Annotated in this window: 21 protein-coding genes; 11 read left to right on the top strand and 10 right to left on the bottom strand. The window is 39.9% G+C overall.

Annotated elements, in window-relative coordinates; genetic code table 11:
- Window positions 1–200 precede the first annotated feature (200 nt).
- Both ACNKW3_RS15975 and ACNKW3_RS15970 read left to right on the top strand, forming a co-directional pair.
- On the top strand, window positions 201–881 hold the full coding sequence (locus tag ACNKW3_RS15975) for a hypothetical protein (protein WP_427400323.1): 681 nt from the start codon (window positions 201–203) through the stop codon (window positions 879–881).
- 82 nt (window positions 882–963) lie between these two features.
- Window positions 964–1542: a hypothetical protein gene (locus tag ACNKW3_RS15970; RefSeq protein ID WP_427400322.1), complete on the top strand. Its 579-nt coding sequence runs from the start codon at window positions 964–966 to the stop codon at window positions 1540–1542.
- On the opposite strand, the gene ACNKW3_RS15965 is transcribed toward ACNKW3_RS15970, so the two are convergent.
- Window positions 1522–2802 carry an agmatine deiminase family protein gene (locus tag ACNKW3_RS15965; protein WP_427400321.1) on the bottom strand — a complete coding sequence of 427 codons (1281 nt, stop codon included), beginning with the start codon at window positions 2800–2802 and terminating at the stop codon, window positions 1522–1524. The two genes, ACNKW3_RS15970 and ACNKW3_RS15965, sit on opposite strands and share 21 nt — an antisense overlap.
- A 142-nt stretch (window positions 2803–2944) precedes the next feature.
- On the opposite strand from ACNKW3_RS15965, the gene ACNKW3_RS15960 reads away from it, so the two are divergent.
- Entirely contained in the window at window positions 2945–4108 is a 1164-nt protein-coding gene (locus ACNKW3_RS15960; protein ID WP_427400320.1) for a DUF819 domain-containing protein, read from the top strand.
- Between the two features lie 60 nt (window positions 4109–4168).
- On the opposite strand, the gene ACNKW3_RS15955 is transcribed toward ACNKW3_RS15960, so the two are convergent.
- A complete protein-coding gene (locus ACNKW3_RS15955; protein ID WP_427400319.1) occupies window positions 4169–5263 on the bottom strand; it encodes an alkene reductase in 1095 nt (364 codons plus the stop codon).
- 348 nt (window positions 5264–5611) lie between these two features.
- Between ACNKW3_RS15955 and ACNKW3_RS15950 the strand changes: the two genes are divergently transcribed.
- Window positions 5612–6280 (top strand): peptidoglycan recognition protein family protein, encoded by a 669-nt coding sequence (locus ACNKW3_RS15950; RefSeq protein WP_427400318.1) that lies wholly within the window; start codon window positions 5612–5614, stop codon window positions 6278–6280.
- 11 nt (window positions 6281–6291) lie between these two features.
- Here ACNKW3_RS15950 and ACNKW3_RS15945 read toward each other — a convergent pair whose 3' ends face one another.
- Window positions 6292–7104: a hypothetical protein gene (locus ACNKW3_RS15945; RefSeq protein ID WP_427400317.1), complete on the bottom strand. Its 813-nt coding sequence runs from the start codon at window positions 7102–7104 to the stop codon at window positions 6292–6294.
- A 167-nt stretch (window positions 7105–7271) separates the two neighbouring features.
- Here ACNKW3_RS15945 and ACNKW3_RS15940 point away from each other — a divergent pair, with 167 nt between their 5' ends.
- A complete protein-coding gene (locus tag ACNKW3_RS15940; RefSeq protein ID WP_427400316.1) occupies window positions 7272–7820 on the top strand; it encodes a PH domain-containing protein in 549 nt (182 codons plus the stop codon).
- 273 nt (window positions 7821–8093) lie between these two features.
- On the opposite strand, the gene nagP is transcribed toward ACNKW3_RS15940, so the two are convergent.
- The gene (gene nagP, locus ACNKW3_RS15935) at window positions 8094–9386 is read right to left on the bottom strand and encodes an N-acetylglucosamine MFS transporter NagP (RefSeq protein ID WP_427400315.1); all 1293 of its coding nucleotides are present in this window, start codon (window positions 9384–9386) and stop codon (window positions 8094–8096) included.
- Window positions 9387–9550: 164 nt separating this feature from the next.
- A complete protein-coding gene (locus tag ACNKW3_RS15930; RefSeq protein ID WP_427400314.1) occupies window positions 9551–10633 on the bottom strand; it encodes an acyltransferase family protein in 1083 nt (360 codons plus the stop codon).
- Between the two features lie 739 nt (window positions 10634–11372).
- On the opposite strand from ACNKW3_RS15930, the gene ACNKW3_RS15925 reads away from it, so the two are divergent.
- Window positions 11373–13994 (top strand): family 20 glycosylhydrolase, encoded by a 2622-nt coding sequence (locus ACNKW3_RS15925; protein WP_427400313.1) that lies wholly within the window; start codon window positions 11373–11375, stop codon window positions 13992–13994.
- 57 nt (window positions 13995–14051) lie between these two features.
- Window positions 14052–14363: a hypothetical protein gene (locus tag ACNKW3_RS15920; RefSeq protein ID WP_427400312.1), complete on the top strand. Its 312-nt coding sequence runs from the start codon at window positions 14052–14054 to the stop codon at window positions 14361–14363.
- A 39-nt stretch (window positions 14364–14402) separates the two neighbouring features.
- On the opposite strand, the gene ACNKW3_RS15915 is transcribed toward ACNKW3_RS15920, so the two are convergent.
- Window positions 14403–15182, bottom strand: coding sequence for a rhamnogalacturonan acetylesterase (locus tag ACNKW3_RS15915; RefSeq protein WP_427400311.1), 780 nt, complete (start codon window positions 15180–15182; stop codon window positions 14403–14405).
- Complete coding sequence (locus ACNKW3_RS15910) at window positions 15183–17270, bottom strand: pectinesterase family protein (protein WP_427400310.1); 2088 nt, start codon at window positions 17268–17270, stop codon at window positions 15183–15185.
- A gap of 421 nt (window positions 17271–17691) precedes the next feature.
- On the opposite strand from ACNKW3_RS15910, the gene ACNKW3_RS15905 reads away from it, so the two are divergent.
- Entirely contained in the window at window positions 17692–18657 is a 966-nt protein-coding gene (locus tag ACNKW3_RS15905) for a pectinesterase family protein (RefSeq protein ID WP_427400309.1), read from the top strand.
- 65 nt (window positions 18658–18722) lie between these two features.
- Here ACNKW3_RS15905 and ACNKW3_RS15900 read toward each other — a convergent pair whose 3' ends face one another.
- Together ACNKW3_RS15900 and ACNKW3_RS15895 are read right to left on the bottom strand one after the other, a co-directional pair.
- Entirely contained in the window at window positions 18723–19541 is an 819-nt protein-coding gene (locus tag ACNKW3_RS15900) for a class I SAM-dependent methyltransferase (protein WP_427400308.1), read from the bottom strand.
- Window positions 19542–19650: 109 nt separating this feature from the next.
- Window positions 19651–20190: a TIGR00730 family Rossman fold protein gene (locus tag ACNKW3_RS15895; protein WP_427400307.1), complete on the bottom strand. Its 540-nt coding sequence runs from the start codon at window positions 20188–20190 to the stop codon at window positions 19651–19653.
- A gap of 338 nt (window positions 20191–20528) precedes the next feature.
- Here ACNKW3_RS15895 and ACNKW3_RS15890 point away from each other — a divergent pair, with 338 nt between their 5' ends.
- The 3 genes from ACNKW3_RS15890 to ybaK all read left to right on the top strand — a co-directional run bounded on the left by ACNKW3_RS15890 (window position 20529) and on the right by ybaK (window position 23805).
- Window positions 20529–21917, top strand: a complete 1389-nt coding sequence (locus tag ACNKW3_RS15890; protein ID WP_427400306.1) for a uracil-xanthine permease family protein — start codon at window positions 20529–20531, stop codon at window positions 21915–21917.
- The gene (locus tag ACNKW3_RS15885; protein WP_427400305.1) at window positions 21877–23244 is read left to right on the top strand and encodes an 8-oxoguanine deaminase; all 1368 of its coding nucleotides are present in this window, start codon (window positions 21877–21879) and stop codon (window positions 23242–23244) included. Before ACNKW3_RS15890 ends, ACNKW3_RS15885 begins: the two co-directional genes overlap by 41 nt.
- A gap of 93 nt (window positions 23245–23337) precedes the next feature.
- Window positions 23338–23805 carry a Cys-tRNA(Pro) deacylase gene (gene ybaK, locus ACNKW3_RS15880; protein ID WP_427400304.1) on the top strand — a complete coding sequence of 156 codons (468 nt, stop codon included), beginning with the start codon at window positions 23338–23340 and terminating at the stop codon, window positions 23803–23805.
- 71 nt (window positions 23806–23876) lie between these two features.
- On the opposite strand, the gene ACNKW3_RS15875 is transcribed toward ybaK, so the two are convergent.
- Window positions 23877–26450: a TonB-dependent siderophore receptor gene (locus ACNKW3_RS15875; RefSeq protein ID WP_427400303.1), complete on the bottom strand. Its 2574-nt coding sequence runs from the start codon at window positions 26448–26450 to the stop codon at window positions 23877–23879.
- Window positions 26451–26511 lie beyond the last annotated feature (61 nt).

Raw genomic sequence — 26511 nt, 5'->3', positions numbered from 1 at the left:
ATATTTGTTTCTCATAACACTTCCTATCATACTTCATTTTGAACATAAAAAGTGTCTAGTGTTTTAGGGGAAGATCAGTCATTGTTAGCTTACTGCTACCTCAAATCATTAACGGTGAAGGGCAACTTGTTGGTTCTGGCTATAACCAACCAACTAAGTGTCAACTCACTTCTGCATCACAAAACCTTCTAGGTAACAGTTTGTTCAAAGATTTTATTGAAGCAACAACCGAAAAAGCTGTAAGAGCGATAAGAATAAGGACAAAAGGCTATACGCTAGCAGAATTAAAAGAATTACCGAAACAACCTTTGATGGTCAAGTTTATCGGGCGGAAAGTAAGATATTTCGCACCTAAAGACAGTATTTTAGTCGGTGGCAACATTGCCGCCTTAACTGACGCTGAATTTCAGCAAACGCCCACTTTTCCGGAGAAATCTATCCAACTATTGAAGCCTATTGACAGTTTAAGTACATCCTTTGTGACTAGAATAGCGGTAGGTAAGAAATTGATTTCCAGTAAAGAAGAATTCAACGCCACTCTCGATTGCTCGCTTTCATATAAATTGGATAATTTTACCCCTCAACAAGGCGCTGGTGCACTGATATTTCAATCAACAAGTTGTGAGCTGTCAGACGCTAATCCTAGCATTATGGCAGAAACCGGAATAGCGAAAGGAATTGTTCGAAATACCGAGCGATTTCTCGCAAACGGTAAATTAAATCTAGTTTTTCAAGGCTATACAGAAGAAGAAGTGAAAACCAATTTATTATCTTCCCCCCAAGATATTCAATTAGTCTATACTGGTACTGACACAAAATTTATTGTGAAAAGCTCGTCGTTTTTGGTCGGTTTATCCTCGTTCATTCAAACAACTAACTGAATAGTTAATGAATTAATTAAGAATGTGATAAATAACTCATCAAATTTATTATGAGAGAAAGTTTTTGGAGAAGTGGCAGCAAATGAAAAAAATTACTTCAATGGTCATTGTTTTATTAGGTTTGACTTTGCTTCTAATACAACCAATCAGCGCCAATGAAAATAGTCCTGATGCTTTTTATAGTATGAACGATGAACTTCTAAAGCTTTTAGAACTAAATTCTAAGTTTTTAGAACTAGAATCTGAGGATTTAGAACTAGATTCTAAGGCTTTAGAACTAAAATCTTTAATTAATGAATTATTTGAAAATTTAGAGCAAACGAAGCTTGATTTAATAGCAACAGAACAAAAAACGCTAGATTTAATCGGCATAGCGCGGAGTCATTTAAGGGAACGAATGAACGATGATAGTTCTAAGCCTGATGATACTGATGAAGCACTTCTCAAAGAAATCGATAAACTAATTGAGGAAAACACTCAAAAAATTCAAGAATATGAAGCTTCAATAACCGTATTTAATGAAAAGATAGAAATACTGAAAAACGAAATTTCAGCACTAGGTGAAAGACGAAAAGATGCTGGGGATAAAATACTGCAATTTAAGAAACAACTTGAAGCGTTTAATTTAAGAAACAAATCTTTATTCATTGGCTTTAACTAGCGGCTGCTGTTGCGTCGAACAATGCATGCCACCACCCCACCAATTGATCGGTAAAGGATTAATTCGAACGACTTCTCGATCAGGAAATAAACTTTGCAGAATTTCACCGGCCTTTTTATCTTCATGTTTGACTATTTCAGGTAAGCCCTCGACCCAATATTCAGGCACAATAATTTTATCGTTGGCAATAATAAAGTTCATATAACTAACCGCAGGTACATAAGTCACTATATCATCAGGTGTTAGACCAGATAGTTCAGTCCACCCTTCAGGTGTGGAGGGTAAATTGAGTGGAGCTTGATACCCAAACATAGCAGGATCTGCGGCTGGCATTTCGATAATATTCAGCGGGTTCCCATTTATGTCTGTTGCCGATTTTAACTCCGCTAAATTCTCTTTTAACGTTTCAAAGTCGTCTTTGGCTAATGCGTGAGACAATTCAGACTCATCAATTTGCGCAATGACCACAGTATTTTCATTCACAAAACGCGCATATTCGTCAACATGACCGTTAGCGCCCCAGCCAAAGAAGTTTCCGGCTTTGTAACCTGGTCGGTCAGACACCGGAGAAGACGTAAGCCAGATCATCTTTTGTTTACCGTAGATGTTCAAATAATCGGCTTCAATTTGCGCTTTTGTCATATTAGGATTACGTGACAATGCAGTATCCAGATAGCCCATTAATAAGGTACTGGTAGCTTCTAATGCTCCGCCTTCGGCATAAGCGCTTGAACTAATCATTTCAAGGCCCATTTGTTGCGCCATACTATTGTCATTGTCCTTTCTAGCAAGACACTCATCAACATAATCGCCTGCAATCGCTCGAGTATAGCCGTAACACTTCCAGGGAATATCTGCGATTTTTAGTTGTTTTTCATTGGATAAAAATCTGGGACCTAGGTCTCGTACAAAAACGTCTTCCACCGGCGACATATAAAAATCGACTTTATGCAAATCAATCTGTGCTGCTGTAAGCCTGTCTATGGCTTGATTTTTGGCCTCCTCTGAGCTCACCAATAAGCTCACCCTACTCCCCGTCGACAGATGTTTAACCATCTGAGCACGCACAGAAGCCTGACCTTGTTCTAAACTATCAAGTTCAGATCCTGGTTCACCAACTCTTAACGGCCAGCCGATCCACACAGAAGACTGTTCAGACCATTCCGGAGGATAACTAAAACGCATTTCTTGCGCTTGCAGATTGCTCAAAATACCGCCATAAAGAAATAATAGACCAATCAAAATTGACGCTTTCAACATGTTTAAACTCCGAGCAAACCTTCGTATCTTGTGATTTACTATATAACAACAGATTGCAATATGCTGGCAAGTAGCAAATCAGGCATTTACATTTAAAACTGAACTGATAAGGTCATTCACTAAGTTAAAATGGATTTGTTTTATGATCACCAGTGCTATCCCCTACCTAACCGTTATTCTCTGCATTGCAGGCAGTTTAAAATTGCTAGAGACAAGCAGCCGATGGAAAATTTTTACTTATTTACCGGCAATAGTTGCTTTGTATTTTATTGTGATGCTTTGCTCAACTTTTGGCATATGGGAGCGAACAGAAGAGATAAATGCGGCTTATAAAACGACCCGCAATAACATATTGCCTGCTATGATCTTTTTAATGCTGTTAAAAGCTGATCTGCGACAAATAAAATTACTAGGTACTCGCTTAATCATGGCATTTTTCGCTGCATCCATAAGTATTGGTATAGCCTTCGTGATTGCATTTGCCGTAATGCAAACTTGGTTATTGCCAGATGCATGGAAAACACTGGCCGCTTTGTGCGGGAGTTGGATGGGTGGCACTGGAAATATGGCAGCAATTCAAGTGGCCCTAAACGTGCCGGATTCCAGTATGGGTTATACCATGCTAATTGATTCCATCGATTATGCCCTTTGGGTTATGTTGTTGTTAGCCTTAGTTCCCTTTGCAAAAAGATTTAATAATTGGAGTGGTGCTGACAGTTCCTTGTTAGAACGTGTTGGTGCAAAGTTGGAACAAAATGCTGCAGAAATAAAAGGCGATGCAAGTACGGGGTTATTATTCTTACTTGCTATCTCCTTGTTAGTATCCATCGGCTGTCAATCACTTGCTTCAATTCTTCCAACTAGCGCCTTTTTTACCACCACTGCATGGACTGTATTGATTGTCACTGTTATCGGTGTATTAGCGGCATTAACCCCTATGAGTAGATTATTTGGATCGACTGAGTTGTCCAACCTTATGTTGTATTTAATTGTAGGTTTAATCGCATCCAGAGCGGATTTTGCCGAATTAATCGCCGCTCCAGTGTATATCATTACCGGGTTATTAATCTTGGCAGTTCACGGTATTTTGATGCTGATATTTGCCAAGCTTTTCAAATTCGATCTATTCACTTGTGGTGTGGCTTCACTGGCCAATATTGGTGGTGTAGCTTCGGCGCCAATTTTAGCTGCTGCTTACTCCAGAGCCCTTATTCCGGTGGGTGTTTTAATGGCATTACTTGGTTATGTGGTGGGTACGGGAGGCGGACTTTTGGTCGGTAAAGTGCTATCTGTAATAGCAAATTAGAAATGCATGGAGCTGAATTTCTTCAGCTCCATTTAGTTTTCATCCAGTGCAAAAAGTTAATTAACTTTCTTCATACTTAGGGTAATCAGAATAACCTTCTGGTCCCTTGCTATACCAATAACTAGCGTCATCAAAGTCTGTTAATGGATAGTCGTTCTTAAATCTAACAGGAAGATCTGGATTAGTTATCCAGGGGCGACCAAAAGCAATAAGGTCGGCATCTCCGTCGCTAATACGTTTTTCTGCGGTCTCTTTATCGTAACCACAATTACCCATTAGAAGGTTCTTAAAAACGTGACGAAAATCTTTTAACGTCATGGGTTCGCCGCGTTCGTGGAAACCAAAAGCTAAACCATCCATAACATGCAAATACCCAATGTTTAATTCATTTAGTTTGGTTGCTACATAAATAAAGGTTTCTTTGTAATCATCAGCGCCCATGTCGTTGAAAACCCCATTCGGCGATAACCTGACGCCGATATTTTCAGCGGGCCAAACAGTTCGGATTGCCTGAATGACTTCGGCTAGAAAACGATAACGATTTTCGATACTACCGCCATATTCATCATCGCGTTGATTACTTCTACTATCCAGAAACTGATTGATTAGATAACCATTTGCAGCATGCACTTCAACGCCATCAAATCCAGCGTCTTTCGCATTAGCCGCTGCTGTGCGGTAATCCTCAATGGTGCTTTTGATATCTTCTATCGTCATTGCTCTAGGCGTTTCAAAAGGCTTTTTACCATTAGGTGTGTGGCTGCTGCTTCCATCACTAATACCAACTGCAGAAGGTGCCAGTGATAGTTCGCCGTTATGAAAATCGCTATGGGAGGCTCTGCCGGTATGCCAAAGCTGAAGAACTATTTTACTTCCTGCATTATGCACGCGATCTGTGATTTTGCGCCAGCCTTCCACCATTTCTTTGGTGTAAATTCCCGGCGCATCCACCCAACCATTACCTTCTGGGGAAATTCCCGTGCCCTCAGAAATGAGAAGTCCACCTGAAGCTCGCTGTTCGTAATAGTCCCCCATTATATCGGTAGGTATGCGATCGGATCCTGCTCGCCCTCGTGTTAACGGAGCAAGTACCATACGATTTGAGAGCTCATTTCCAGCCCATGTTATTTTTGAAAAAAGAGGTGAATCAGACATCTAGTCTCCGTGTTATATCGTTATTATTTCAATAAATTTGACCTGTTTAGAGTACGCAAAATTTCATTAATTGGTTTGTTTTTCCTGAATATGTTGCTTCTTAAACGTTGATTAATTTACATATCAATTTTGGCGATTTAAGAAACAAATCTCATGTTAATACTTTTAATTAAAATAGGTAGTTGATGATGGCCGTATTCTTAAACAGAATGCCTATGAAGATTTCTTTGGTTAACCCTAATGACACAGAACAATCACCATAAAGTTTACATAGGGTGAAGGTCACACAACTACTTCAATCTGTGTTAGGCTAACTTATTAATTTTGTATAGGTTATCGGAACAAATAATGCGAATTATTGCCACTTTAGTCATGTTAATTGCTCTCGTTGGTTGCACTAGCAAACAAAACATCAACATCATCCAAAAACCCATTAGCTTTGACGACGAGCGAGAAGCATTATCGGTTCAATATCTAAAAGAACGCCACGGGATTATTCAAAACGACGCTAAAATTGATCCTAAAATGGTAGTGGTTCACTGGACGGTAGTACCTACTTTAGATAAAACGTTTGATGTATTTAATCCAACCCAACTTGCCTCTTTTCGCAAGGGCATAAGCGGCGCCAGTGCACTTAATGTATCAGCCCATTTTTTAGTGGACCGAGATGGAACTATATATCAGTTGATGCCGACAGACACCTTCGCTAGACATGTTATTGGCCTAAACTACACAGCTATCGGCATTGAAAATATAGCTGATGGTAACGCCTTGCCTCTAACTAAAGAGCAAATAGACGCGAACATTCAATTGATACAATACCTTGCTGCTAAACATGATATTGACTATGTGATTGGCCATCATGAATACCAACAGTTTATTGGTCATGAATTATGGAAAGAGACCGATCCCAACTATCTCACTCATAAAACTGATGTGGGTGATGGTAATATGCGGCAGATAAGAAATGGATTAGCTGGATTAAAACTAAAGCCTATTCCAAATCCAGAAAAATAGGCTTTTTCAGCCTATTCTTCAGTAGTCAATATTGAAAATATCAAATCGACCATGGCTTTTTGTTGTTCTAAATGATCTTCACCAAAGCCATCGTCACTGCGTTCAGCCTCAATGTTGATGTAGCGCTTGCCTTGCATTTCCGCCAATACAGATAATGAACCATCATCTTCGCTTGGATCTGTAGCTACTTTTGGATTTTGAAGAACCACGTTCCACTTAGCTTTTGAAGTATGAACAAAATCTTTTGGATCGGTTAGAAAGAACAAGTCATCTTCATCTATATCAGCGTCATGTACTTTTATTAAGTAATTGACGCCAGCGTCTAGTTTTTTCTGATATCGTTTAATTGAAATCGTCCCTCGTCCATTTTTGCCATCATTATCATAACCATTAGTATTGTTGTGTATGGCTATCCAAATATCTGCCGCCTGTGTCCCCATGGTATTGAATATAAAGTCAGCTAAACTTTCAGTTTTGTTAATGGCTGCTTCATAAACGCTGGGATTAGACATCAACTCAGCATTGAGTTTCTGCAAAGTATCACTTCTGCCTTTTGCGGTAAAAATACGGTTGGGATCAACCATCACCTTATTACCTTCTACTTCTAATTGGATTAAACGATTTCCAAATTGCTGCAGAATGACAAATGTCCCGCCGTGTTTCTTGATTTTTTCAGCAACATACTGGTTTGCAATATTTTCATTTTCATGAGGCGCGATAAAGGCCCAAGGTTGTGGAGTCTCGCCTTTAATCACTTCCAGAGAAATATCCTCTTGCTGTGGAAATAATACTGTTTGCAGCATTAAAAATGCTAATACTTTCATTATGTTGTCCGTATTTTGATTGTAGTTAGTTTATAGGCACGCAAAAATTTAACGATCATTTTTTTCCCCAGCATCCGTAGTAAAAAGCCTTAAATATATAAAAAGTTGAGCTATGCTTTAAAATCATGGTATGAATACCGGCGAATAAAGTAAAGGGAGTTAATATTATGTCTGAACGAATTCTTCAACAAGCAAGCTTTAATCCAAAGGTCAAAACTTATTGGTTAATCAATTGGATAATCATATCTTCCATAACGCTTTTCGGTATTCCTTTGCTTATTATTTCAATTCCATTGGTTTTGTTTTTTTGTTCTCGCTCTTTGAAAGCAATGTCTGCCACCCTTCTTGAAAGGAAGTTGGTGGTTAAACGTGGGATATTCTTCAAAGTAGAAAAATCTATCCCATTAGAAAAAATAACCGATGTTGCAATGAGTCAAGGACCCATTATGCGAATCTTCGATCTTTATGCGCTAAGTTTTGAAACTGCGGGTCAATCTGGACCAGGAGCTCTTGTAAGTCTAACGGGAATTAATGGAGCTGCTGAGTTTCGAGAAGCTATCCTACAGCAAAAAGACAATATGACAATTTCACCAAAAGCAAAGCAATATTCAGAAGCATCTGTTGAGGATGGAACTTCAGATTTGGCTGAACTAAAAGATAGTGTCAAGCGGATTGAAGCTATGTTGGCGGAAATGTTAGCTGCAAAGAAAAATTAACCTATTCCATTACCAAATAAAAACAAGCTCACCGGCAGTTACCAGCCAAAATCTTGGGCATGTTTATTGGCAGGTCATGGTGTATTTCCAGAGGCGCAACAACTTAAGCCGATTAATAAGGCTGCATATCAAGCAGAAATCCATAATGTGACAGATTTCATCCGTCGCTGTGGGTTAAATTTCCAACCCCATAATAACCTATTGGTCTAGACCGTGTTTATCTTTGTTCATTAAAGAAGTGGCAATCCAGCGAAACTGGATTGCCACTGAAGATTACCACTGACGCAGTTTATGCCCCTTCAGCGCATAGAAAAGAATATACAAGTAACATGGAATCATGACCATATAGGCACCTTGAGCGCCTAAACCTGCCATATTTGCTAAATTTAGTAGAACCGGACCTAAAGCTCCGCCAGCAATACCCATTATTAACAAGCCAGATCCCAAGCTGGTTAAACGACCTAAACCAGATAAAGCTAAAGGCCAAACTGCCGGCCAAACCATTGCATTAGCAAAGCCTAAAAACGCAATACATAACAGAGGATCGGGTAGTAATGGACCGCCAAACGGCTGTAGCAATAAATTAGAAATAACAAAAGACTCGTTATTCCCAAACACTACAGCCAATACAACAACGACACCAGACACAGCAGACATTACCAGGGCTGACTGTTGACTCATGTAACGAGGAATGAGCCCTATGCCGATAGCGTAGCCAATTAACATACATCCCATGGTATAAGAGGTCATCATAGAATAGTTAGCAATGCCCAAGTACAAGGCATATGAACCTATAGTATCAGCAGCAATAACCTCAACTGCTACATAAAGACCGATTGCTAAAACCCCCAACACCAACTGTGGGTATTTTAATACTTCTTTCAATTCACCTTGCTCACCTGCATCGTCTTCAAACACCAAGTCTGGCAAGGAAGAAAAACGCGCAAATAATGCAAACAGAAAAATGAGTCCAGCCATCATCATGTAAGGAATGATTAAACTGTCAGCCATAGCATCTTTCTGCGCTTGAGATAAGACTTCAGCCTCTCCCACTAATCCACTGACCACTACGCTAGCGAAAACCAAAGGAATTACAACGCCGGCAAACTTGTTTAATAGCCCCATGATGCAAACACGCACAGCGGCAGAATCTTCAGATCCCATTTTGACGACATAAGGGTTGACTGCCGTTTGCAAAATGGTCTGACCTATTCCCATGACAAACTGTGCAATTAAAAATATTTCAATCCTTTGCATTTTTGCTGCAGGAATATACAAGAGTGCAGCAAGCGCCATGACAGTGCAGCCACCCGCCATACCGTTTTTATAGCCAATTTTTCGAATCAAATAAGCTGATGGAATACCTGCAACCGTTACTGAAATATAAAAAGATGAGATTATTAACCCAGCAGTCAACGGAGTTAGATCTAACATTTGCTGCAAATGGGGCGTAATCGAGCCATTTAACCAAGTTACACAGCCCAATATAAAAAACATACTACCAGCCAATACCATAGGCAGTAATAAATTCACCTTTTGTTCTTCTACTATTTGTGATGGTTGCATAAATTATCCAAGTATTTATCCATTTTGTAATTATGACTTTAGCGTTTAGTAACGACAAAAGTATTTATTGACACATGGAATGACAACGTTGTCATTCCAATATAAAGTAATTAATTATCAGTTGCAACATGTGGAACGAATAATGTTAATTACCCTTACAGCGATTAAATTTTTATATATATATTTCGTTTATAAAGCCACAGAGCCACTAAAAGGTGAAAAAATACAATCACTAGCGCAAATAAAAGCGAAGCATTGTATGGTGACATTACACTGGCAAATATGCGAAATAATGCATGGTAGGCACTGATTGTCTCACCATCAAAAGGCACATGAATTAAACGGGATAAACTAATTGCTACTACGCCCGACAGTACGTAAATAAACAATGGATTACTGCCGAATATCTGGGCAACATGAAAAACTTGGCGAAATATCGGAAGCTTCTCGGTAATTAATATAAATATTAGCAACCCCCAGGCACATGCGGCGGTAATCAACACGTAACTTCCGGTCCACAGCGGTTTGTTAATCGGTTGCCATTCTCTCCATACCAAGGCAATGCTTGCGGCTATAACCGCCCACACAAGTAAGAAAAATATCTTGTTCAGTTTAGGTGGCACTTTAGATAAGATCGCACTGGTTTTATAACCTAAAAGCAAAGTCGCAGTCGCTGGCAATGTGCTAAATAAACCTTCAGGATCAAACGCAATACCAAAGCCGGTATACATATGTTCTGGTCCAAAAATGAAAAGGTCAATTTCTCTGACTAGATTATTCTCCAATGACCATGTCGGGTCCCATGCAGACATTGCAAAAAAATATCCTAGCAGAAGTATGACTATCGCTGTCCAAACATGCACTTTAGGCAACAACAAGACAATAAATGCCCCGAGGCAATAGCATAGTGCGATACGCTGCAGTACTCCCATAATACGTAGTTCACTGAGATCTCCAGTAAATGGGAAATACCTTAATAACAGGCCGATGAAAAATAATAAAAAGGTGCGTTTTACAATTTTAAACCATGGAATGGAATCACTCGATATGCGCTGGAATGAATGAAACATTGCAGCACCAACAATGAATAAAAAGAAAGGGAAAACCAAATCGGTCGGTGTAATTCCATGCCATTTTGCATGTAAAAGAGGCGCATAAACATATGACCAAGAACCTGGGTTGTTCACCAATATCATGGCTGCGAGTGTAATCCCTCTAAAAATATCCAAACTCAATTCACGATTCATACACCTTCGTCCCTGATTATTTTATCAAAATGCGTTTTATACGCTCAACACTGTAATTCTACAAGCGGTATGAACTCAACCTTTTTGCATTATGCATGTTGAAAAAAGTGGTTTTCCTTTTTGTCTCCTAAACATTTTTAGTTGGAAGTAGCCCTTTGATTTAAATGCTTAGTACAAGTTTCCCTTGCAGTGAAATTACGGCTATTTTCCCAGGACCACAGCACACTGCGTCTAAAACTTTGTCATTTAGGTTTACTTCACTGCCATGATCGCTCCCACATATTTCGACGACAAAAGCTTCACACCTTGATGTGCAAAAATAAACAAAGAAATTCAATCATTTAGACGACCTACAAATGAAATGATAGGCGCTTTAGTTATTCCTATTGAACGTTTGTACTTCAACGCAACGCTGGGCCGTTAATCAGTAAAAGGTCAGTAAAAGGAATATGCAATTTTAGATAAAGAAAATATGCGTTTTTAGGTTTGCCTTTACCCTTTTCCTATAGTACTGTTGAGTTATATTGACAACGCTGTCATTACTTCTCAAAAAAGGAAAAGTAAAGGCAGTATTTTTTTAACCCATCATGACAACGTTGTCATTTTAGTTTAAAACCGTTACCGAGTAATATTAAAAGCAATAGAATTCAACTATAAATTCAGTTTCAATTTTGCTCAGATACCTCAAATGGTGAAAAACTTTGAGCACTAATAGTCAAGAATAATAATGGAGAAACACATGCATAACGCCCATAACTATACTTTCCAGCCGTTGCGCAAGGTAATGACAATACTCTTGTCCGGCGGTCTTGCGTTAGCATTATTGGCATGTGAGCAAGCCCCTTCTGAAGACAAAACGACAACGATCCTATCCAGTGAGCAATTATTAGCGAAAGTCGCAAATAATATGCAAATCAAAGTTGGTATAGTGAATAATTTTGCTGACCAAGATTGCCCCGATGATAATAGCACCTGCACCCATATGTTGTTGCAATTAACCTTAGAACAACAAATGCCTGAGGATTGGAAAATTCTTTTTAGTAATCTAGTGCCAGTACAAAGTGTTATTAGTGAAGAGTTTGAAGTAAAGCATTTAAACGGTGATTTACACCAAATCACGCCAAAAACTGACGCTTTACAACCTGGTAAAACCTATAACATCACGCTTGTTTTTTCTAGCCCATTGATATCTGAATCTGTGCTCTTCCCAAACTATTTACTTGTGGATGCCAAAGGCGATGCCAAAGTTATTCAATCTACGACAGAGCAAACCATCGAAGGATCTCAAACCACTAGACCTATGCATGCGATGGGATTTGAAAACCCACAGCAACAAATGCGAACTGATAATGATAATATCCCTGTCCCAACTCCCGCTTTGCGCTATGAACGAGATGCTCAATTACCAGTAACAGAATTATTAACATCCACCGTGTCGGTCTCCAATCGTATAATTCCAAAAGCTTTCAATCCTCAGTGGAGCCAACATAGAGTCGAGATTACACAAGGACTTAAATTGCCCGCTGAACTTAAATCTTTGTCTTTCGGGATAAAAGCTTTGCAGACTATGGGCATGCATGTTTCAGAAACAGGGATTCCCGTATCTTTTCAGCTAGATGAAAACTTACCCGAAGAGGCTTATACCTTAGTTATCACCGAGCAAAATATTAAGCTTCAAGCAGCAAATTCTAAAGGAGCATTATACGGTTTGATCAGCCTCGCCCATTTGTATGATGAGAAAACCAGTTCACTTCCGATTGGAAATTTGCAAGATCAACCAGCAATGCCATTTAGAGGCTTGCACCTTGATGTCTCTCGAAACTTTAGGTCGATGGATTTCATGTTAAAGCTTCTCGATCAAATGGCTTATTACAAAATGAATAAATTACACTTTCATTTGGCTGATGATGAGGGATGGAGACTTGAAATAGATTCTCTACCTGAACTGACTGAAGTAGGCGCTTTTCGCTGTTTAGATGAATCAGAAACTACCTGTTTATTGCCTCAACTTGCCGCCGGTAATGATCGAGATAATCAGAATAACGGCTATTACAGCAAACAAGACTACATTCACCTTCTGCAAGTAGCTAAAGCGCGCAATATCGAAATTATCCCTTCATTGGATATGCCTGGCCATTCACGCGCTGCAATAGTGTCTATGAATGCAAGATACAATAAATACTTAATCCAAGAGCAAGGGGATAAAGCGCGCGAATTTTTATTAACTGAATTTGAAGACACTAGCGAATATAGATCTATTCAGCACTATAACGATAATACGTTGAATCCTTGTTTGCCTTCAACTTACAGATTCATTACTGAGGTTATTAATCGATTAGTTTTAATGCATAAAGAAGCCGGTGTTGAGCTCGAACGGTATCACATAGGCGCGGATGAAACGGCAGGTGCATGGAAAGATTCTCCTGCATGTAAAGCCTTGATTGCGGAATCTGAAAATATTAATTCTGTGGATCAAATAGGTCCCTACTTTATCGAGCGTGTGGCTAATCAGGTAGCAAACTTAAACATAGTGCCTGCAGCTTGGAGTGATGGTTTAACCCATGCCAATCCCGACAATTTGCCAGAACCTCTGCATGCCAATGCTTGGGGCACACTTTATTCGGGCACTCATAATCAAATTCACGATATGGTAAATAACAACTGGGAGGTTATTTTATCTCTTCCTGACGTGCTCTATTTCGATTTTCCATATGAAGCAGATCCTGTTGAACCCGGCTATTACTGGGGTTCTAGATATACCGACAGTTATCAAGTATTTCAATTCATGCCGTTTAATTTACCGGTACATGCTGAAATCTGGCAAGACAAATTCGGTAATGATTATCAAGCGAAACAGGACATTAACTTACAACCAAATAAAACCATTACCGGAATTCAAGGGCAACTTTGGAGTGAAACTGTGCGCTCTGATGAACGCTCTGAATACATGTTATACCCGCGCCTTATTGCTATGGCAGAGCGTGCTTGGCATACACCGAAGTGGGCTGAACCTTATGCACAAAACACCAGTTACAGCGCACAAACAAATCATTTTGATGTTAAGCAAGTTGAAGCTATGAATAAAGACTGGGCGGAATTTACTAATGTGTTGACAACTAAAGCACTCCCAAATCTCGTGGAAAGTGGCATAGAGCCTAGAGTTCCGTTACCTGGCGGTAAAATTGAAAATGGAAAATTGTATTTAAGTTCACCTTTTGTTGGACTTAATTTGGAATTTAAAACAGCCGAGGGTGATTGGACGCTGTATACCAAGCCAACCGTAGTGAAAGGCAATGTTATCATCCGTGCGAATATCCCTAACACAAATGTATACAGCAGATATCAGTCAATAACGCAGTAATTCTATGAAAACCGGACTAAACAAAGTTGTTACTTTAAAAAGTATAAGGAAAGGCCTTTGAGCACTACATATTATTTAGGGATAGATGGCGGCGGTACCAAGTGCAAGGCCAGGCTGGAAGATTTTGACAAGGCGATAGATTCTATTAAACAAGCTACCGCATACATAGACCATTTGTGTCAACAGATAGCAACTTATAATCCACAACGACTTTCATTCATTGGAGGGCTATCTGACAAGCTCATCCCTTGGTTAAGTGAAGACATGGTAAACAGAATAAGTCCAGCTTTACATAAGCCAGAAGTCGGCGCCATATTAATTGCACGTCAACTCCATTTCGAGCAACTGCAAACAGCAGCAGTGCAATAGTTTGCACTTTACTTTCAACACAAGCGTTTTATAGATGCATTAATAAGAAAGCTTTAGATGCTTAGGGTCTGGCTTTCTTAATTGTGTTGTAACCGGATGCTGTTTTTTCTTTAATTCAGTTAACACTATTTGTGCAAGTTCTCTCGCGCCCAGTCGATTCAAATGCGTGTTATCCCGCACACCATAGGGATAATTTGGATGTAAATCGGGTTGGATGTGCATAAACCTTAAGGCCGAATCTTTTTCTCCTAATGCGACGATATAATCATGCGTTAATTTTTCCATGTCAATAAAGGTCACACTTTCATTATTTTTGGCAATTTTTCTAACGATGTCAGCATAGGGATGAGTCCAGCGTAAACTTCCATCTTCATCAAAGTGACGGCGTGAAATAGGTGTCATCAAAACAACATTTGCTTCTTTTTTCTGAGAAATATTAATCATTTTCAACAAATTAGCTTCATATTCTTCAGGCGTGGTATATCTGTCTTTTTTATGTTCTGATTGGTCATTGTGACCAAATTGTATGAACACTGTGTCTTCAGCCTTTACATTATCTTCTATTTGTTGCCAAAGCCCTTCTGAAATAAAGGTTCTGGTACTACGTCCATTTTTGGCTAAGTTTATCACTTCTACAGACTCGTCAAAGAAAGTAGCGAAGGGCACACCCCAACCTGTTTCAGGATAATCCTTGGGGTCTTTTATTGACATTGTAGAATCACCCGCCATAAAAATTTGCGTTGTTTTTGCTTGTAAAACAAATGACATGGTTAAGAATGAGCAAATACTTAACAGAGCTAAAATTCGACCTTTGTTCATTTAATCAGTTTCCTTGCTATTTTTTGTAGTGTTTTGTGTCGCTTGATCATAAAAAACCTTATCTAAAAAATTTTTCAGAATCTGTCGCATCTCATTCGCCCAGGGTTGGAAAAGCCAAAATGTATGGGGTGTATTTTCAATAGTGTGAACTTCATTATATATCCCGTATTCAGTTAAGGATGCGACAAATCTGTCTCTTCCCACATGAAAGCGAGGTATAGAAGAGTTTACATACAAGGTAGGAGGAACATGCTCACCCAAATATTCAGTTGCTGAGGCCGCGTGCCATCTCGCAGGTTCTTGTCTGTACCTCCCCCCTAACCAAAGACCTGCATACGAGGTTTTACCCACTTTGTCTTCAAATACTCTTGATTCTGGCGATGCCATGTCAACCACGCCATCAATATTGATAATGGCATCGACAGGCGCATACGCGCTATTAATTTTAGGATGGGCGGTTAATGCACCATAAAAGTTAACCATATGCCCACTAGAAGATGTACCTAAAACGGCTATTTTATTTGGGTCTATTGCATATTCTTTATGGTGCTGTTTGAGCCAATTAATTGCATCACTTAAATCTTCTAGCGCTTGAGGGTAAAGCCCTTTGTTTGACAACGTGTATTGCATAGTTACTCCTACATAACCATGCTCAGCTAACCACTGCGCTGTTTCAAGATGATGGGACTTATCACCAAAACGCCAAGCGCCGCCATGTAACATTATCACCACTGGTTTTTGCACATTATCCTTAGTTCGCACTAAATCTAGCAACAAGGGTTGTACTTTTGTTTTCTTATACTCAAGATTCAGTTCAGCGCTTAATTGACTATTGGTGATAGTTGAACTTACTGGTTCAATAAACGGAAAAGCATCTTTATGCTTATTGTATTCATTGGCAATTTTGTAAGAAGAAAACGGACCTACTTGGTCAGGAAAAAACGCTAAAGTTTGAGCAGTATTAATTAACTCTTTAACTTCGTCATTTGACTCATACCAATCACCTAGCATATTTCCCCAAGTGAAAGTCTTCCGTGCTTGTTCACTCAATTGTCTTCTATGAGCGTTTTCTTCAGCACCAGGTCCCCAAGAACCTAGCTCGTAAAACCGTGAATCTTCTGGTTGAAATAATATCTTGTCGCCATTTTTCGCGGTACCGCCCATGGGATGCCAAGGTGAAGACTGTATATGTTGTCCCATCCAAGTATCAATAAACACCGTTTGACCAATTGCATTAGGATCCGCATAGCGCCCATCAGGAAAGGTTGTTGTTGGATGCCAAGGTCGTCCTAACCCCATACTGTTGTCTTCAACATCAGGTTCACGACTTAGCGCAGACTTAATAAAAACCAATCCAAAAGGATTGTTAACATTGGTGCTAGGCGCAGTTATGTAGCCTATAGGTAGATTATCTGTTTGACGCGCTCTAGTGACAATATTTGACTTGAAGAAAATTGCCGTTCCACCACCAAAAATAAAATCAATATGACCTTGCACCGTACAATTCACAAATAAAGCTCGCCCTGCGTGCGTATACAGAGTGTCTTGATAGCCACTGAATTTCACATCAAAAAATAATGCGTTATCGCTGCCTTGTGCAAGCTTAAGTGCTACCGCTTGCATGCCAGAGACGCGCTCAGGGTCGTTTATATCTAGCCCTTCGTAATGAGGAAAATTAAAACTATTTTCAATATGTAAGTGACGCGCACTAAAATTATTGGCGCTAACAGTGATGGTCGCAGATCCTGTAGTGCCTATAGATTTTCCATTAGCACCTTTTTTGCCTGCATAATCGTCATAATGAATTCGCGTAAGCTCGTCTCCTGCACCAATCAAACGTATAAATGGTTTATCTATTGTTAATTTCTCATAATAATCACCTGCAGCGATCTGAATTCTGTAAGGTTTAGACAGGTTTAGTGGAGCAGAATCTATAGCCGCTTGTATACTTTGGAATGCACTCTGATTTTGTTTGTCGACTAGTGCGTCAATAGGATAGTTTGATGTGGCATTTGCAAAGTTAAATTTGCTTATGCATAACAGCAACGTCAGTAGAAACTTGCTGAGGCAGTTTTTCGTAACTTTCATGCGCACTCATTTTTAGCAATTAATTAACAAATCAAATTATGCCACCGGTAGCAATTGCGTGCAACAATTTCACTAATTGTGTTTTAAATGGAATGGCAATTAAACAATATAAATACTAATACAAACTTTAACTCTTTGTTTACACGAATATAATCAATAATTTCAAGCTAAGTTTGATGATGAATAGTAACAACATACCCTATAGACGTTTCCTATTTCTACCTTTGATAAACAAATTGCTACCGGTAGCAATTTTAACGCCTTATTGTTAGTATGCTGTTAATGCTTATAGCCATGGCAATCTATGAGTATTAAGGGGAAATTCACCTGAAAATCGCATTCGGTCTAGAAGGTTGCGCAGCTTCTGATTGCATGAATATGAGCGTTAATACTGCTCTTTCAATTTTAAAAAGGATAAAACATGACTCGACAAATGGTTGCACTTTTTGTCACTTTAGTACTGTGTTTTAAAGCAGTTGCCTACGAAACCCTTTTAACAGTAGCAAAAGATGGCACTGGGGATTATCAAACAATTCAAGATGCTATAAACGCAACCAAAACCTTTCCCTGGCATGATATTACGATAAAAGTTAAGAACGGTGTTTATAACGAAAAAGTTAACCTTTATGCGTGGAATACAAGGGTAAAGCTTGTCGGTGAAAGCAGAGAAAATACGATCATTCGCTACAATGACCATTTTAAAAAAATCAATTTAGGACGCAATTCTACTTTTCATACCTATACTCTGCGGGTGGCTGGAAATGACTTTACCGCAGCGAATTTAACCATTGAAAATACAGCAGGCCCCGTAGGACAAGCTGTTGCCCTGCATGTAGAGGCAGACAGGGCTGCTTTTTATAATGTATCCATAAAGGGCTTTCAAGATACGGTATATGTAGCCGGTGAAGGTCATCGTAGCTACTTCAAAGATTGCCATATTGAAGGTACAGTCGATTTTATTTTTGGTGGTGGCACAGCGGTTTTTGAAGATTGTAACATACATTCCTTAAGATCGAATACCTATGTAACAGCGGCATCAACGCCCGAAAATCAAACTTTTGGGCTTGTTTTCAACAATTGCCATTTCACTGCAACAGACAAGGTTTCAGATGTTTATTTAGGCCGGCCATGGCGTCAATTTGCCAAGACCATGATTATCAATAGTCAATTAGATAAGCATATACACCCTGTCGGTTGGCACAATTGGGATAATGAAAACAATGAAGAAACAGTTGAATACAAAGAAGCCAACAACTCAGGCCAAGGTGCAAAATCTGATTCGCGTGTGACATGGACCAAGGTATTAATGCCTGAAACAGTTTCAGATTTTGATATTAGTCAGGTATATAAAGACTGGGAACCTTCTAAAAATAATCCTTTTGAATGAAAAGTGAAAGAAGTAATCCCATGATGTTTTAGACAACACCATGGGATTGCTGTTATAGATTTGCTTTATTCAGGCTTAACGAACTTAAGTGTCATTCGATCACTTTCGCCAATGCTTAAATAATGATTACGTTTTTCATCGCCCATTGCCATGCTTGGTGGTAAAGTCCACACGCCTTTAGGGTGATCTGCTGTGTCCATCGGATTGGCATTGATTTCACTGGTTGCAACGAGTTCAAAACCGGCCTTTTCAGCCATTTCTATCACATACGACTGCTTCATGTACCCTGCTCCGCCTGCATTCATCTGCTCTTCAGTCGCAGATTCAGGTAAACGGTGTTCAACAACACCTAGAATTCCGCCTGGCTTAAGAGCTTTATAGAATGCCTGCATGGCATTTAAAACGCCTTTATCACCATCCCCCATATACCAGTTGTGAACGTTACGGAAGGTTAACACGCGATCAGCAGAACTAGGCTCAGCAATGTCTAATGCCTTTGTAGGATGAAACGCGGTTAATTCCACTTTGCTGTAAATACCATCGTCTGTCATCTTAGTTTTGAAAGCATCCAATAGACGTTTGTAGTAGCCAGGTGCACCATCATACAAATAGAAATGTGCCGCCACTAATTTCCCTTTATCTTCAAGTAAAGGCGCTAGAATATTGCTATACCAGCCGCCGCCAGGACTAATTTCAACTACCGTCATTTCTGGTTGAACGTCGAAAAATCTAAGGGTTTGTTGTGGATGTCGATATTCATCTCGCAAACGCGCATCACTTGACCGGCTTTCATCAGCTACCGCATCTGAAATTGGATCAGCAAATGCTGAGTAAGTTGGAGCAACTAGCAAGCTTGCTAGTAATAAAAGAACTGATTTACGCATAATGTTTCCTTATTTTTAGTAAATCTTAACCAAATTTTATATGTTGTTCGTTCGTATCACTAATGTACAACTTAACAGGTATTTTAGGTCAGGTGTTTAAGGAATAATCCTAAGTGTTAATCATTCGTTGCAACAGAAGTTTGGGATCACTTTCTACTATCAAGATTTCTCGGCTTGGTGTGTCTAAAAAACCCTCTTCAACACTATGATCTAAAAATGCTAACAGAGCATCGAAATATCCATCAACATTAAGAATACCCACAGGCTTATGGTGCAGCCCCAATCTAGCCCATGTATAAACTTCAAAAAACTCTTCTAAGGTGCCAATTCCGCCGGGAAAGGCAATGAAGCCATCAGCTAATTGCGCCATTTTAGACTTTCTTTGATGCATAGAATCGACCACGTAAAGTTGATGCAGTTTTTCATGAGGAGATTCATGTTTTGCCAGAACATCAACATAAACCCCCGTTACATTAACACCTTGTGCAATTGCATTATCTGCTAATACTTTCATTAATCCCGTATTGGACCCACCGTAAATCAGCGCTAATTTATATGCTGAAAATGCATCTACAAGAGCCATTACAGCCTGCCTATATCGTGCATTTTCTGCGTTTTTAGCGCCAAGAAAAACAGCAACAGCATTCATTAATTTCACCTCTTCAAGCCTAACAAGCTTTAGAATCTTTGATTGGCTATAAATTAGCATAACAACCGAGTGGTTAATTGATTTTGTATCAAAAAATCTTAAGTATTAAACAATAACCTAGACGGATGAAAATTAAGTATAGAAAAACTTGTTAATTGATTCATCTTGATACGCTCGCACCTCAACGGTGCAATAACTATCCTCTGCGAAATTTACCCCCTTATTTTTTATTGATTTTTTATTTATTTTACAAAGTGTTAAGCAATTAATTAGTTGTTGACTACTTGGTCAAGAAATTGCAAGCACACCTGCTACACACAACTATAAAATGCAGTTAGATGAAACATAACTCAGAAATTCTCTTTGGCGTTGACGACGTGCCTAACCCAGCACAAAGCACAGCTGCCGCGTTTCAACACGTATTAGCCTGTTTTGTCGGTATTATAACGCCAACCTTAATTGTAGGTGCGGCGCTTGGATTGGGCAGCGAAATACCCTATCTGATCAGCATGTCTTTATTTGTCAGCGGTGTAGCCACTTTTGTGCAAGCAAAACGCATTGGACCTGTTGGAAGCGGCATGATTTCAGTGCAAGGCACTAGTTTTGCTTTTATCGGCGCTTTATTAGTAGCCGGCGTTACCATCAAAGAGCGCGGCGGCAGCAATGAAGAAATACTATCGACCATGCTAGGCATCTCCTTTTTCGGTGCCTTTATCGAAATAATATTGAGCCAGTTCGTAGAAAAACTTAAACGTTTCATTACGCCTTTAACTACTGGTATCGTCATAATGACCATAGGTATCTCCCTAATAAAAGTAGGTATGACAGACATAGCTGGCGGCTTTGGCAACGCTAATTTTGGCTCAACTACCAATTTAGGTTTGGGTGCGATAGTGTTACTAATCATTCTACTGTTTAATTTATCCAAAAACCCATGGTTACGTTTATCTTCAATCTTAATCGCCATGGCAATAGGGAGCATAATTGCAGCTGTGTTGGGCTGGATAGATTTAAGTCACTTAAATACGCTACCAATATTTGCGGTCCCCGAGCCTTTCAAATACGGTCTTACCTTTGATATAGAATTGTTCTTACCCATTGCTATTGTGTATTTGCTTACTGCCATTGAAACTTCAGGCGACTTAACTGCAAACTGTTTGTTTTGTAAATTACCCATCAAGGGTGCTGAGTATTACAAACGCATAAAAGGTGGAATATTAGCTGATGGCTGTAACTCGTTATTAGCGGCAATTATGAACACATTTCCAAACAGTACTTTCAGTCAAAACAATGCGGTTGTACAACTTACCGGTGTAGCAAGCAGACACGTAGGATTCTACGTGGCCGGTATTTTAGTGATTTTAGGGCTCTTCCCTATTATAGGCGGTGTATTTCAGGCGATTCCTAAGCCTGTTTTAGGAGGAGCCACCTTAGTTATGTTTGGCACTATAGCGGTTGGTGGTCTGCGTATTATTACTGCGGAGAAAATCGACAGAAGAGCAAGTCTGATCATTGCCACTTCGATGGGCACAGGATTGGGCGTTATGATGGTACCCAATGCCATTGAACACTTACCCATTTGGTTAAAGAACATTTTTTCATCACCAGTGTCTACTGCAGGCTTGTGTGCCATTATCATGGCCTTATTGATTCCTGAATCAAAAACCCAAGAAGAACCCGTTTTAAATGAAGAAACAAGCACCGATAATCTGGTTAAAGAATCCTAGAGCAATTTTTACTGCCAATTCACAAGATGCTAATGGCGGCGTTTTAGTCCAGGGCAGTGAAATAATTGAATTAGTGCCAGCTGGATCACTGCCAAAACAAGCCTATGATTCATATGTGGATTGCAGTCAGTGGGTAATAATTCCTGGGCTAATCAATACTCACCATCATTTTTACCAAACCCTTACCAGAGCTGTGCCAGGTGCATTGAATAAGCCTCTTTTCCCATGGTTACAGTTTCTCTACAAAATTTGGGCGAATCTAGACGACAAAATGCTCAAGGTAGCAACCAGAATTGCCGCGATGGAGCTAATGTTATCGGGTACTACAACGGTGGGCGATCACCATTACGTATTCCCTGAAAAATTAGCCAATGCCATTGATATTCAAGTGGAGGAAATTAAGTCTCTCGGTTGTAGAGCTGTTTTAACAAGAGGCTCAATGAGTCTAGGAAAAAGCCAAGGTGGACTGCCGCCCGATCATATCGTCCAGTCTCCACAAACAATTCTTGATGACAGCAAAAGGCTAATTGATACTTATCATGAGCGCAGCGAAGGCGCTCAAATTCAAATTGCGCTAGCCCCCTGTTCTCCTTTTTCAGTGTCTACCGATTTAATGAAAGAAACCGCAGTTTTGGCCACGCAAGAACAAGTGCTAATTCATACACACCTAGCGGAAACCGAAGACGAAAACAGTTTTTGTCTTAGAGAGTACGGTATGCGACCACTGGATTATTTGGAGGATTGCGGCTGGTTAAGACCAGGTACTTGGCTCGCCCATGGTATACATTTTAATGATGAAGAAGTTTCGCGCCTAGGGACTAATAAAATTGGTATTGCACACTGCCCTAGCTCAAACATGTTACTTTCTTCAGGTATTTGTCGCACTATGGAATTAGCACAAGCTGGCTGCACAATCGCACTGGCGGTTGATGGTTCAGCATCAAATGATTGCTCGAATATGATTCAAGAAGTAAGGCAGTCTTTGTTACAACAACGGTTGCGCTATTCTGCAACTGATATTACCGCAGAACGAGTTCTCGGTTGGGCAACCCTAGGAGGAGCAAACTTATATCAACGAAACGACATTGGTCAGATTGCAGTTGGAAAACAAGCCGATTTAGCCTTTTTCAGCTTAGACGAAATGCGTTTTAGTGGGATTGGCGATCCAATTGCAGGTTTAGTGACCTCAGGGGCGCATCAAGTGGGAAAACTTATGGTGGCAGGCAATTGGTTAATTGAAGATCCCCTTCACTATTTAGCCTTACAAGATGAGACGCTAGCGCTACATCGACAAGCGGCTAAAATGCTACAAGCTTCTATCAATTAATCAGGTTTTACCTTTAATGCCTTTCTTGTAAACTCTAGTCCAGACTATTTTTATTCCCTTTATATTATTTGGGACCTATAAATTGAAAACCCAATGACGCCAGGCATAAATGCTGCAAAAAAAGCTAAGATACCCTTTGAAATTCATGAATACTCCCATGATGCAACTTCCGAATCTTTTGGCTTAGAAGCAGCAGAAAAACTGAATATCCCGACAAAACAAGTGTTTAAAACCTTGGTAGTCAGCTTGGACGCTAAAGAACTTGCTGTTGGCGTGATACCTGTTTCGTCTAAACTAAGTATGAAAAAAATAGCTAAAGCCGCAGGCGTTAAAAAAGCCGAAATGGCAGAAAAGCTTGCTGTAGAGCGCTCTACAGGCTATGTATTAGGTGGCGTTAGTCCACTTGGCCAGAAAAAACGACTTCGTACCTTGATCGATGCAACTGCAGAAAACTTCCCCACCATATTCGTCAGCGCAGGCCGACGAGGACTAGAGATTGAGTTAAGTGTTAAAGATCTTGTTGATTTAACCAAAGGAGTTTTAGCAGATATTTGCCAATAGGCCCTGCACCAGAAAATAAAAAAGCTTCGATGGTCAAACCCACCGAAGCTTTTTGCACTGGGGTAAATCGATTAGAACTTATAAGACAAGGTCACAGAGAATGTTCGCCCTTCAGACGGTTTTACAACCGCTGAATCAAATAAGTCTGCAGATGTATAATATTCTTCATCCAATAGATTATTAACTTTAGCTAGCACTGATACGGGGCCAGTTGAATAACCCACAGAACCATTCCAGATAGTGTAACTCGGTAACAAAATGGTTTGCATAATATCGGTGTATGTAGAGTCAACATAAGTGACACCTAAACTGGCGTTAAAGTTACCCTCACCTAATTCTTGCGCCCAATTTGCATACACACTGGCGATGTTATCTGGCAAGCCACCGCGCTCTAATTCAACATTAGAACCAACAAAGGTTGCGCGATCCCCTGCAATTCGGCCACCAAATACTTGCGAAGGATCAAGACCGTTTTGACGTGCGAAATCAGCGCCGTTGATAACTGCTAATGCACCATCACTGACTTCTGTTGTATCAGTATTGGTTGCAGTTGCTAAGATAGATAAGTTATCGGTCACTAAGGCACGTAATTCAAACTCTAACCCGTCACCAAATACAGCAACCAAAGCGTTAGTTTGACTATCACGATACGTCTTTTCTTGGTCATAATAAGATAGTGCGGCATACAATCTGCCATCTAACACATTCGCTTTAATACCAATTTCGTTCAATGTGGATTCTTGTAAGTATTCACTGTTGTCAATAGTGCTAGGTACAATGCCACCAAGTTGGTTGGTACTGAGTGAATTTGATACTGAGTGAGTTACGTAAGGTACTACGCCGTCAACGTTGTAAGATACACTGATGTTGTAACTAAATGCATCGTCACTACCAGAATGGATCCCGTCACCTTGAGCTTGGCCAAAATAAGTTACCCAAGTATCTTCCGATTCAACATCAAAGTAGTCATAGCGAGCACCTAGGAGAATGTTTAATTGGTCGAAATTAATATCTGTTAGGAAAAATACACCCGTATTTTTGGTAATTGAATCATGGCGTTCGTTAAAGTTTCGAAGCAACGTACCGTCGATTCCAGTTGGATTGCCCGCATCATCATACAATATAGTGGCGTATTGATATGGGTCGAATGTCGCAGGCGAAATTCTATCGTTTGGCGTTGGTCCCACCGTAATATCACGGAAATCAAAGGTTTCGTCGAACCATGCTGCGTTATTATATAAGCTTTCGTATCGGTAGTTTGCACCTACAATTGTTTTCGCAACCGCTTCTGAAAATTCTGTTTCGAACTTCAAGCTTGTGCGCAATTCGTATAAATATGCATCCGGGTAAAACGCAGTAAAGCCCCAACTTTGATATTTAGTGTGGTCCATATAGTCATAAAAAGCTTCATTCTTCCAGACCATACCGTTTTGTAATTCATGGGTAATATCTAAATAAAGTGTAATAGCAGTGGTATCTGCATAATCGATATCATCAATAAAGGTAGTTTGATGATCAATCATTGCGGTGCCAACATTAGATAACGCAAAAGGATTAAAATCAGATGCTCCACTTAGGAAATCGCCGAATCCGCCTGGACAAGATAACTCAAATCCATTGTACACGGCATTACCTGTTCCAGCGGCTGCCGGTCCACAGAAACTCCCAGTGTTAGAAAAAGCGTTATTTAAAAAGCCGGGGGCAAAAGGTGCAACAAAAGCTGATTCTTGAGGAAGCAGCACATCAGCACCTAACGGATTATCGCTATTCAGCACGCGTGGCGAACCTGTAATGTAAACGCCGTTGTCAATTAAGTCCTGAGTAACGCGGTTCCAACCGGGCACCTGAATGCTGTCGGTAGTTTGAAACTGACCACCAAATTCAACCGTGGTGTAATCACTTAGGTCTATGTCTACAGCGATTTGCAATAACTCACTGCTAGGCTCATAGCCATCAAAGAAAGAACCTGAATCTTCTACTTCAGCAAAAACGTTTACGCCGCCATAGTTGTCACCAATTTGGAATGGTAAACCAATACTGCCTGAAATAATCTTTTGATCATAAGAACCAAAGGTCGCATTCACATCGCCAGTAATTTCTTCAATATATTTACTACCATCCACTTTAGCGGATTTAGGGATGTAATTAAGTTGTCCACCTACACTTCCACTACCATACAAGGGCGAAACGGGACCACGCATAATTTCAAGCTTTTCTGCGCCACGGATAATAGTGTTAAATGCACCTGGGTTAGCAATACGACGAAAACCACGGAAGTAGTTATCAGCAGGTTCGCCCCGAATATCCATCGCCCCTTTAATACCAAAGAAAGAACTGGTGAAAGCTCCTGGGGTCAAGCGTACCAAGTCATCTACGCTTCTTAGGGCAAATTTGTCCACAAGATCTTCACTGACTTCAGTTAGTGAACGTGGCGTTTCATGTAAACTTTTATCCAGACCAAAAGCGCTTCCGCTATCTTCTGATGGCATAATCCCATAGGTATCAACCCGTTCGCCAGTGACACCGATTCGTTCGACATCTGCTGGCGTTGTTTCTTCCTCTTGTGCGAGTGCTGTTACTGAGCATAAAGAGGTAGCCATCGCTACAGCAATACTTAAGCGACTTAATTTATGTGTAGAGTGCATAGTGTGTTTCCCAGTTGAAGACAATAAAACGAAAAGCTTGCATATTATTTTTATAGCTAAG

Origin of the sequence: Glaciecola sp. 1036 (assembly GCF_050306235.1) — a bacterium.
Taxonomy (GTDB): domain Bacteria; phylum Pseudomonadota; class Gammaproteobacteria; order Enterobacterales; family Alteromonadaceae; genus Glaciecola.
This window is presented reverse-complemented; position numbering and strand designations above follow the sequence as displayed.

Excerpts from the sequence above, each read along its gene's own strand:
- ACNKW3_RS15960 (WP_427400320.1), top strand. The coding sequence starts at position 2,945 with ATGATCACCAGTGCTATCCCCTACCTAACCGTTATTCTCTGCATTGCA.
- ACNKW3_RS15950 (WP_427400318.1), top strand. The coding sequence starts at position 5,612 with ATGCGAATTATTGCCACTTTAGTCATGTTAATTGCTCTCGTTGGTTGC.
- ACNKW3_RS15875 (WP_427400303.1), bottom strand. The coding sequence starts at position 26,450 with ATGCACTCTACACATAAATTAAGTCGCTTAAGTATTGCTGTAGCGATG.
- ACNKW3_RS15905 (WP_427400309.1), top strand. The coding sequence starts at position 17,692 with ATGACTCGACAAATGGTTGCACTTTTTGTCACTTTAGTACTGTGTTTT.
- ACNKW3_RS15930 (WP_427400314.1), bottom strand. The coding sequence starts at position 10,633 with ATGAATCGTGAATTGAGTTTGGATATTTTTAGAGGGATTACACTCGCA.
- ACNKW3_RS15895 (WP_427400307.1), bottom strand. The coding sequence starts at position 20,190 with ATGAATGCTGTTGCTGTTTTTCTTGGCGCTAAAAACGCAGAAAATGCA.
- ACNKW3_RS15965 (WP_427400321.1), bottom strand. The coding sequence starts at position 2,802 with ATGTTGAAAGCGTCAATTTTGATTGGTCTATTATTTCTTTATGGCGGT.
- nagP (WP_427400315.1), bottom strand. The coding sequence starts at position 9,386 with ATGCAACCATCACAAATAGTAGAAGAACAAAAGGTGAATTTATTACTG.
- ACNKW3_RS15955 (WP_427400319.1), bottom strand. The coding sequence starts at position 5,263 with ATGTCTGATTCACCTCTTTTTTCAAAAATAACATGGGCTGGAAATGAG.
- ACNKW3_RS15925 (WP_427400313.1), top strand. The coding sequence starts at position 11,373 with ATGCATAACGCCCATAACTATACTTTCCAGCCGTTGCGCAAGGTAATG.
- ACNKW3_RS15940 (WP_427400316.1), top strand. The coding sequence starts at position 7,272 with ATGTCTGAACGAATTCTTCAACAAGCAAGCTTTAATCCAAAGGTCAAA.
- ACNKW3_RS15945 (WP_427400317.1), bottom strand. The coding sequence starts at position 7,104 with ATGAAAGTATTAGCATTTTTAATGCTGCAAACAGTATTATTTCCACAG.
- ACNKW3_RS15900 (WP_427400308.1), bottom strand. The coding sequence starts at position 19,541 with ATGCGTAAATCAGTTCTTTTATTACTAGCAAGCTTGCTAGTTGCTCCA.
- ACNKW3_RS15885 (WP_427400305.1), top strand. The coding sequence starts at position 21,877 with ATGAAGAAACAAGCACCGATAATCTGGTTAAAGAATCCTAGAGCAATT.
- ACNKW3_RS15915 (WP_427400311.1), bottom strand. The coding sequence starts at position 15,182 with ATGAACAAAGGTCGAATTTTAGCTCTGTTAAGTATTTGCTCATTCTTA.
- ACNKW3_RS15910 (WP_427400310.1), bottom strand. The coding sequence starts at position 17,270 with ATGAAAGTTACGAAAAACTGCCTCAGCAAGTTTCTACTGACGTTGCTG.
- ACNKW3_RS15970 (WP_427400322.1), top strand. The coding sequence starts at position 964 with ATGAAAAAAATTACTTCAATGGTCATTGTTTTATTAGGTTTGACTTTG.
- ACNKW3_RS15890 (WP_427400306.1), top strand. The coding sequence starts at position 20,529 with ATGAAACATAACTCAGAAATTCTCTTTGGCGTTGACGACGTGCCTAAC.
- ybaK (WP_427400304.1), top strand. The coding sequence starts at position 23,338 with ATGACGCCAGGCATAAATGCTGCAAAAAAAGCTAAGATACCCTTTGAA.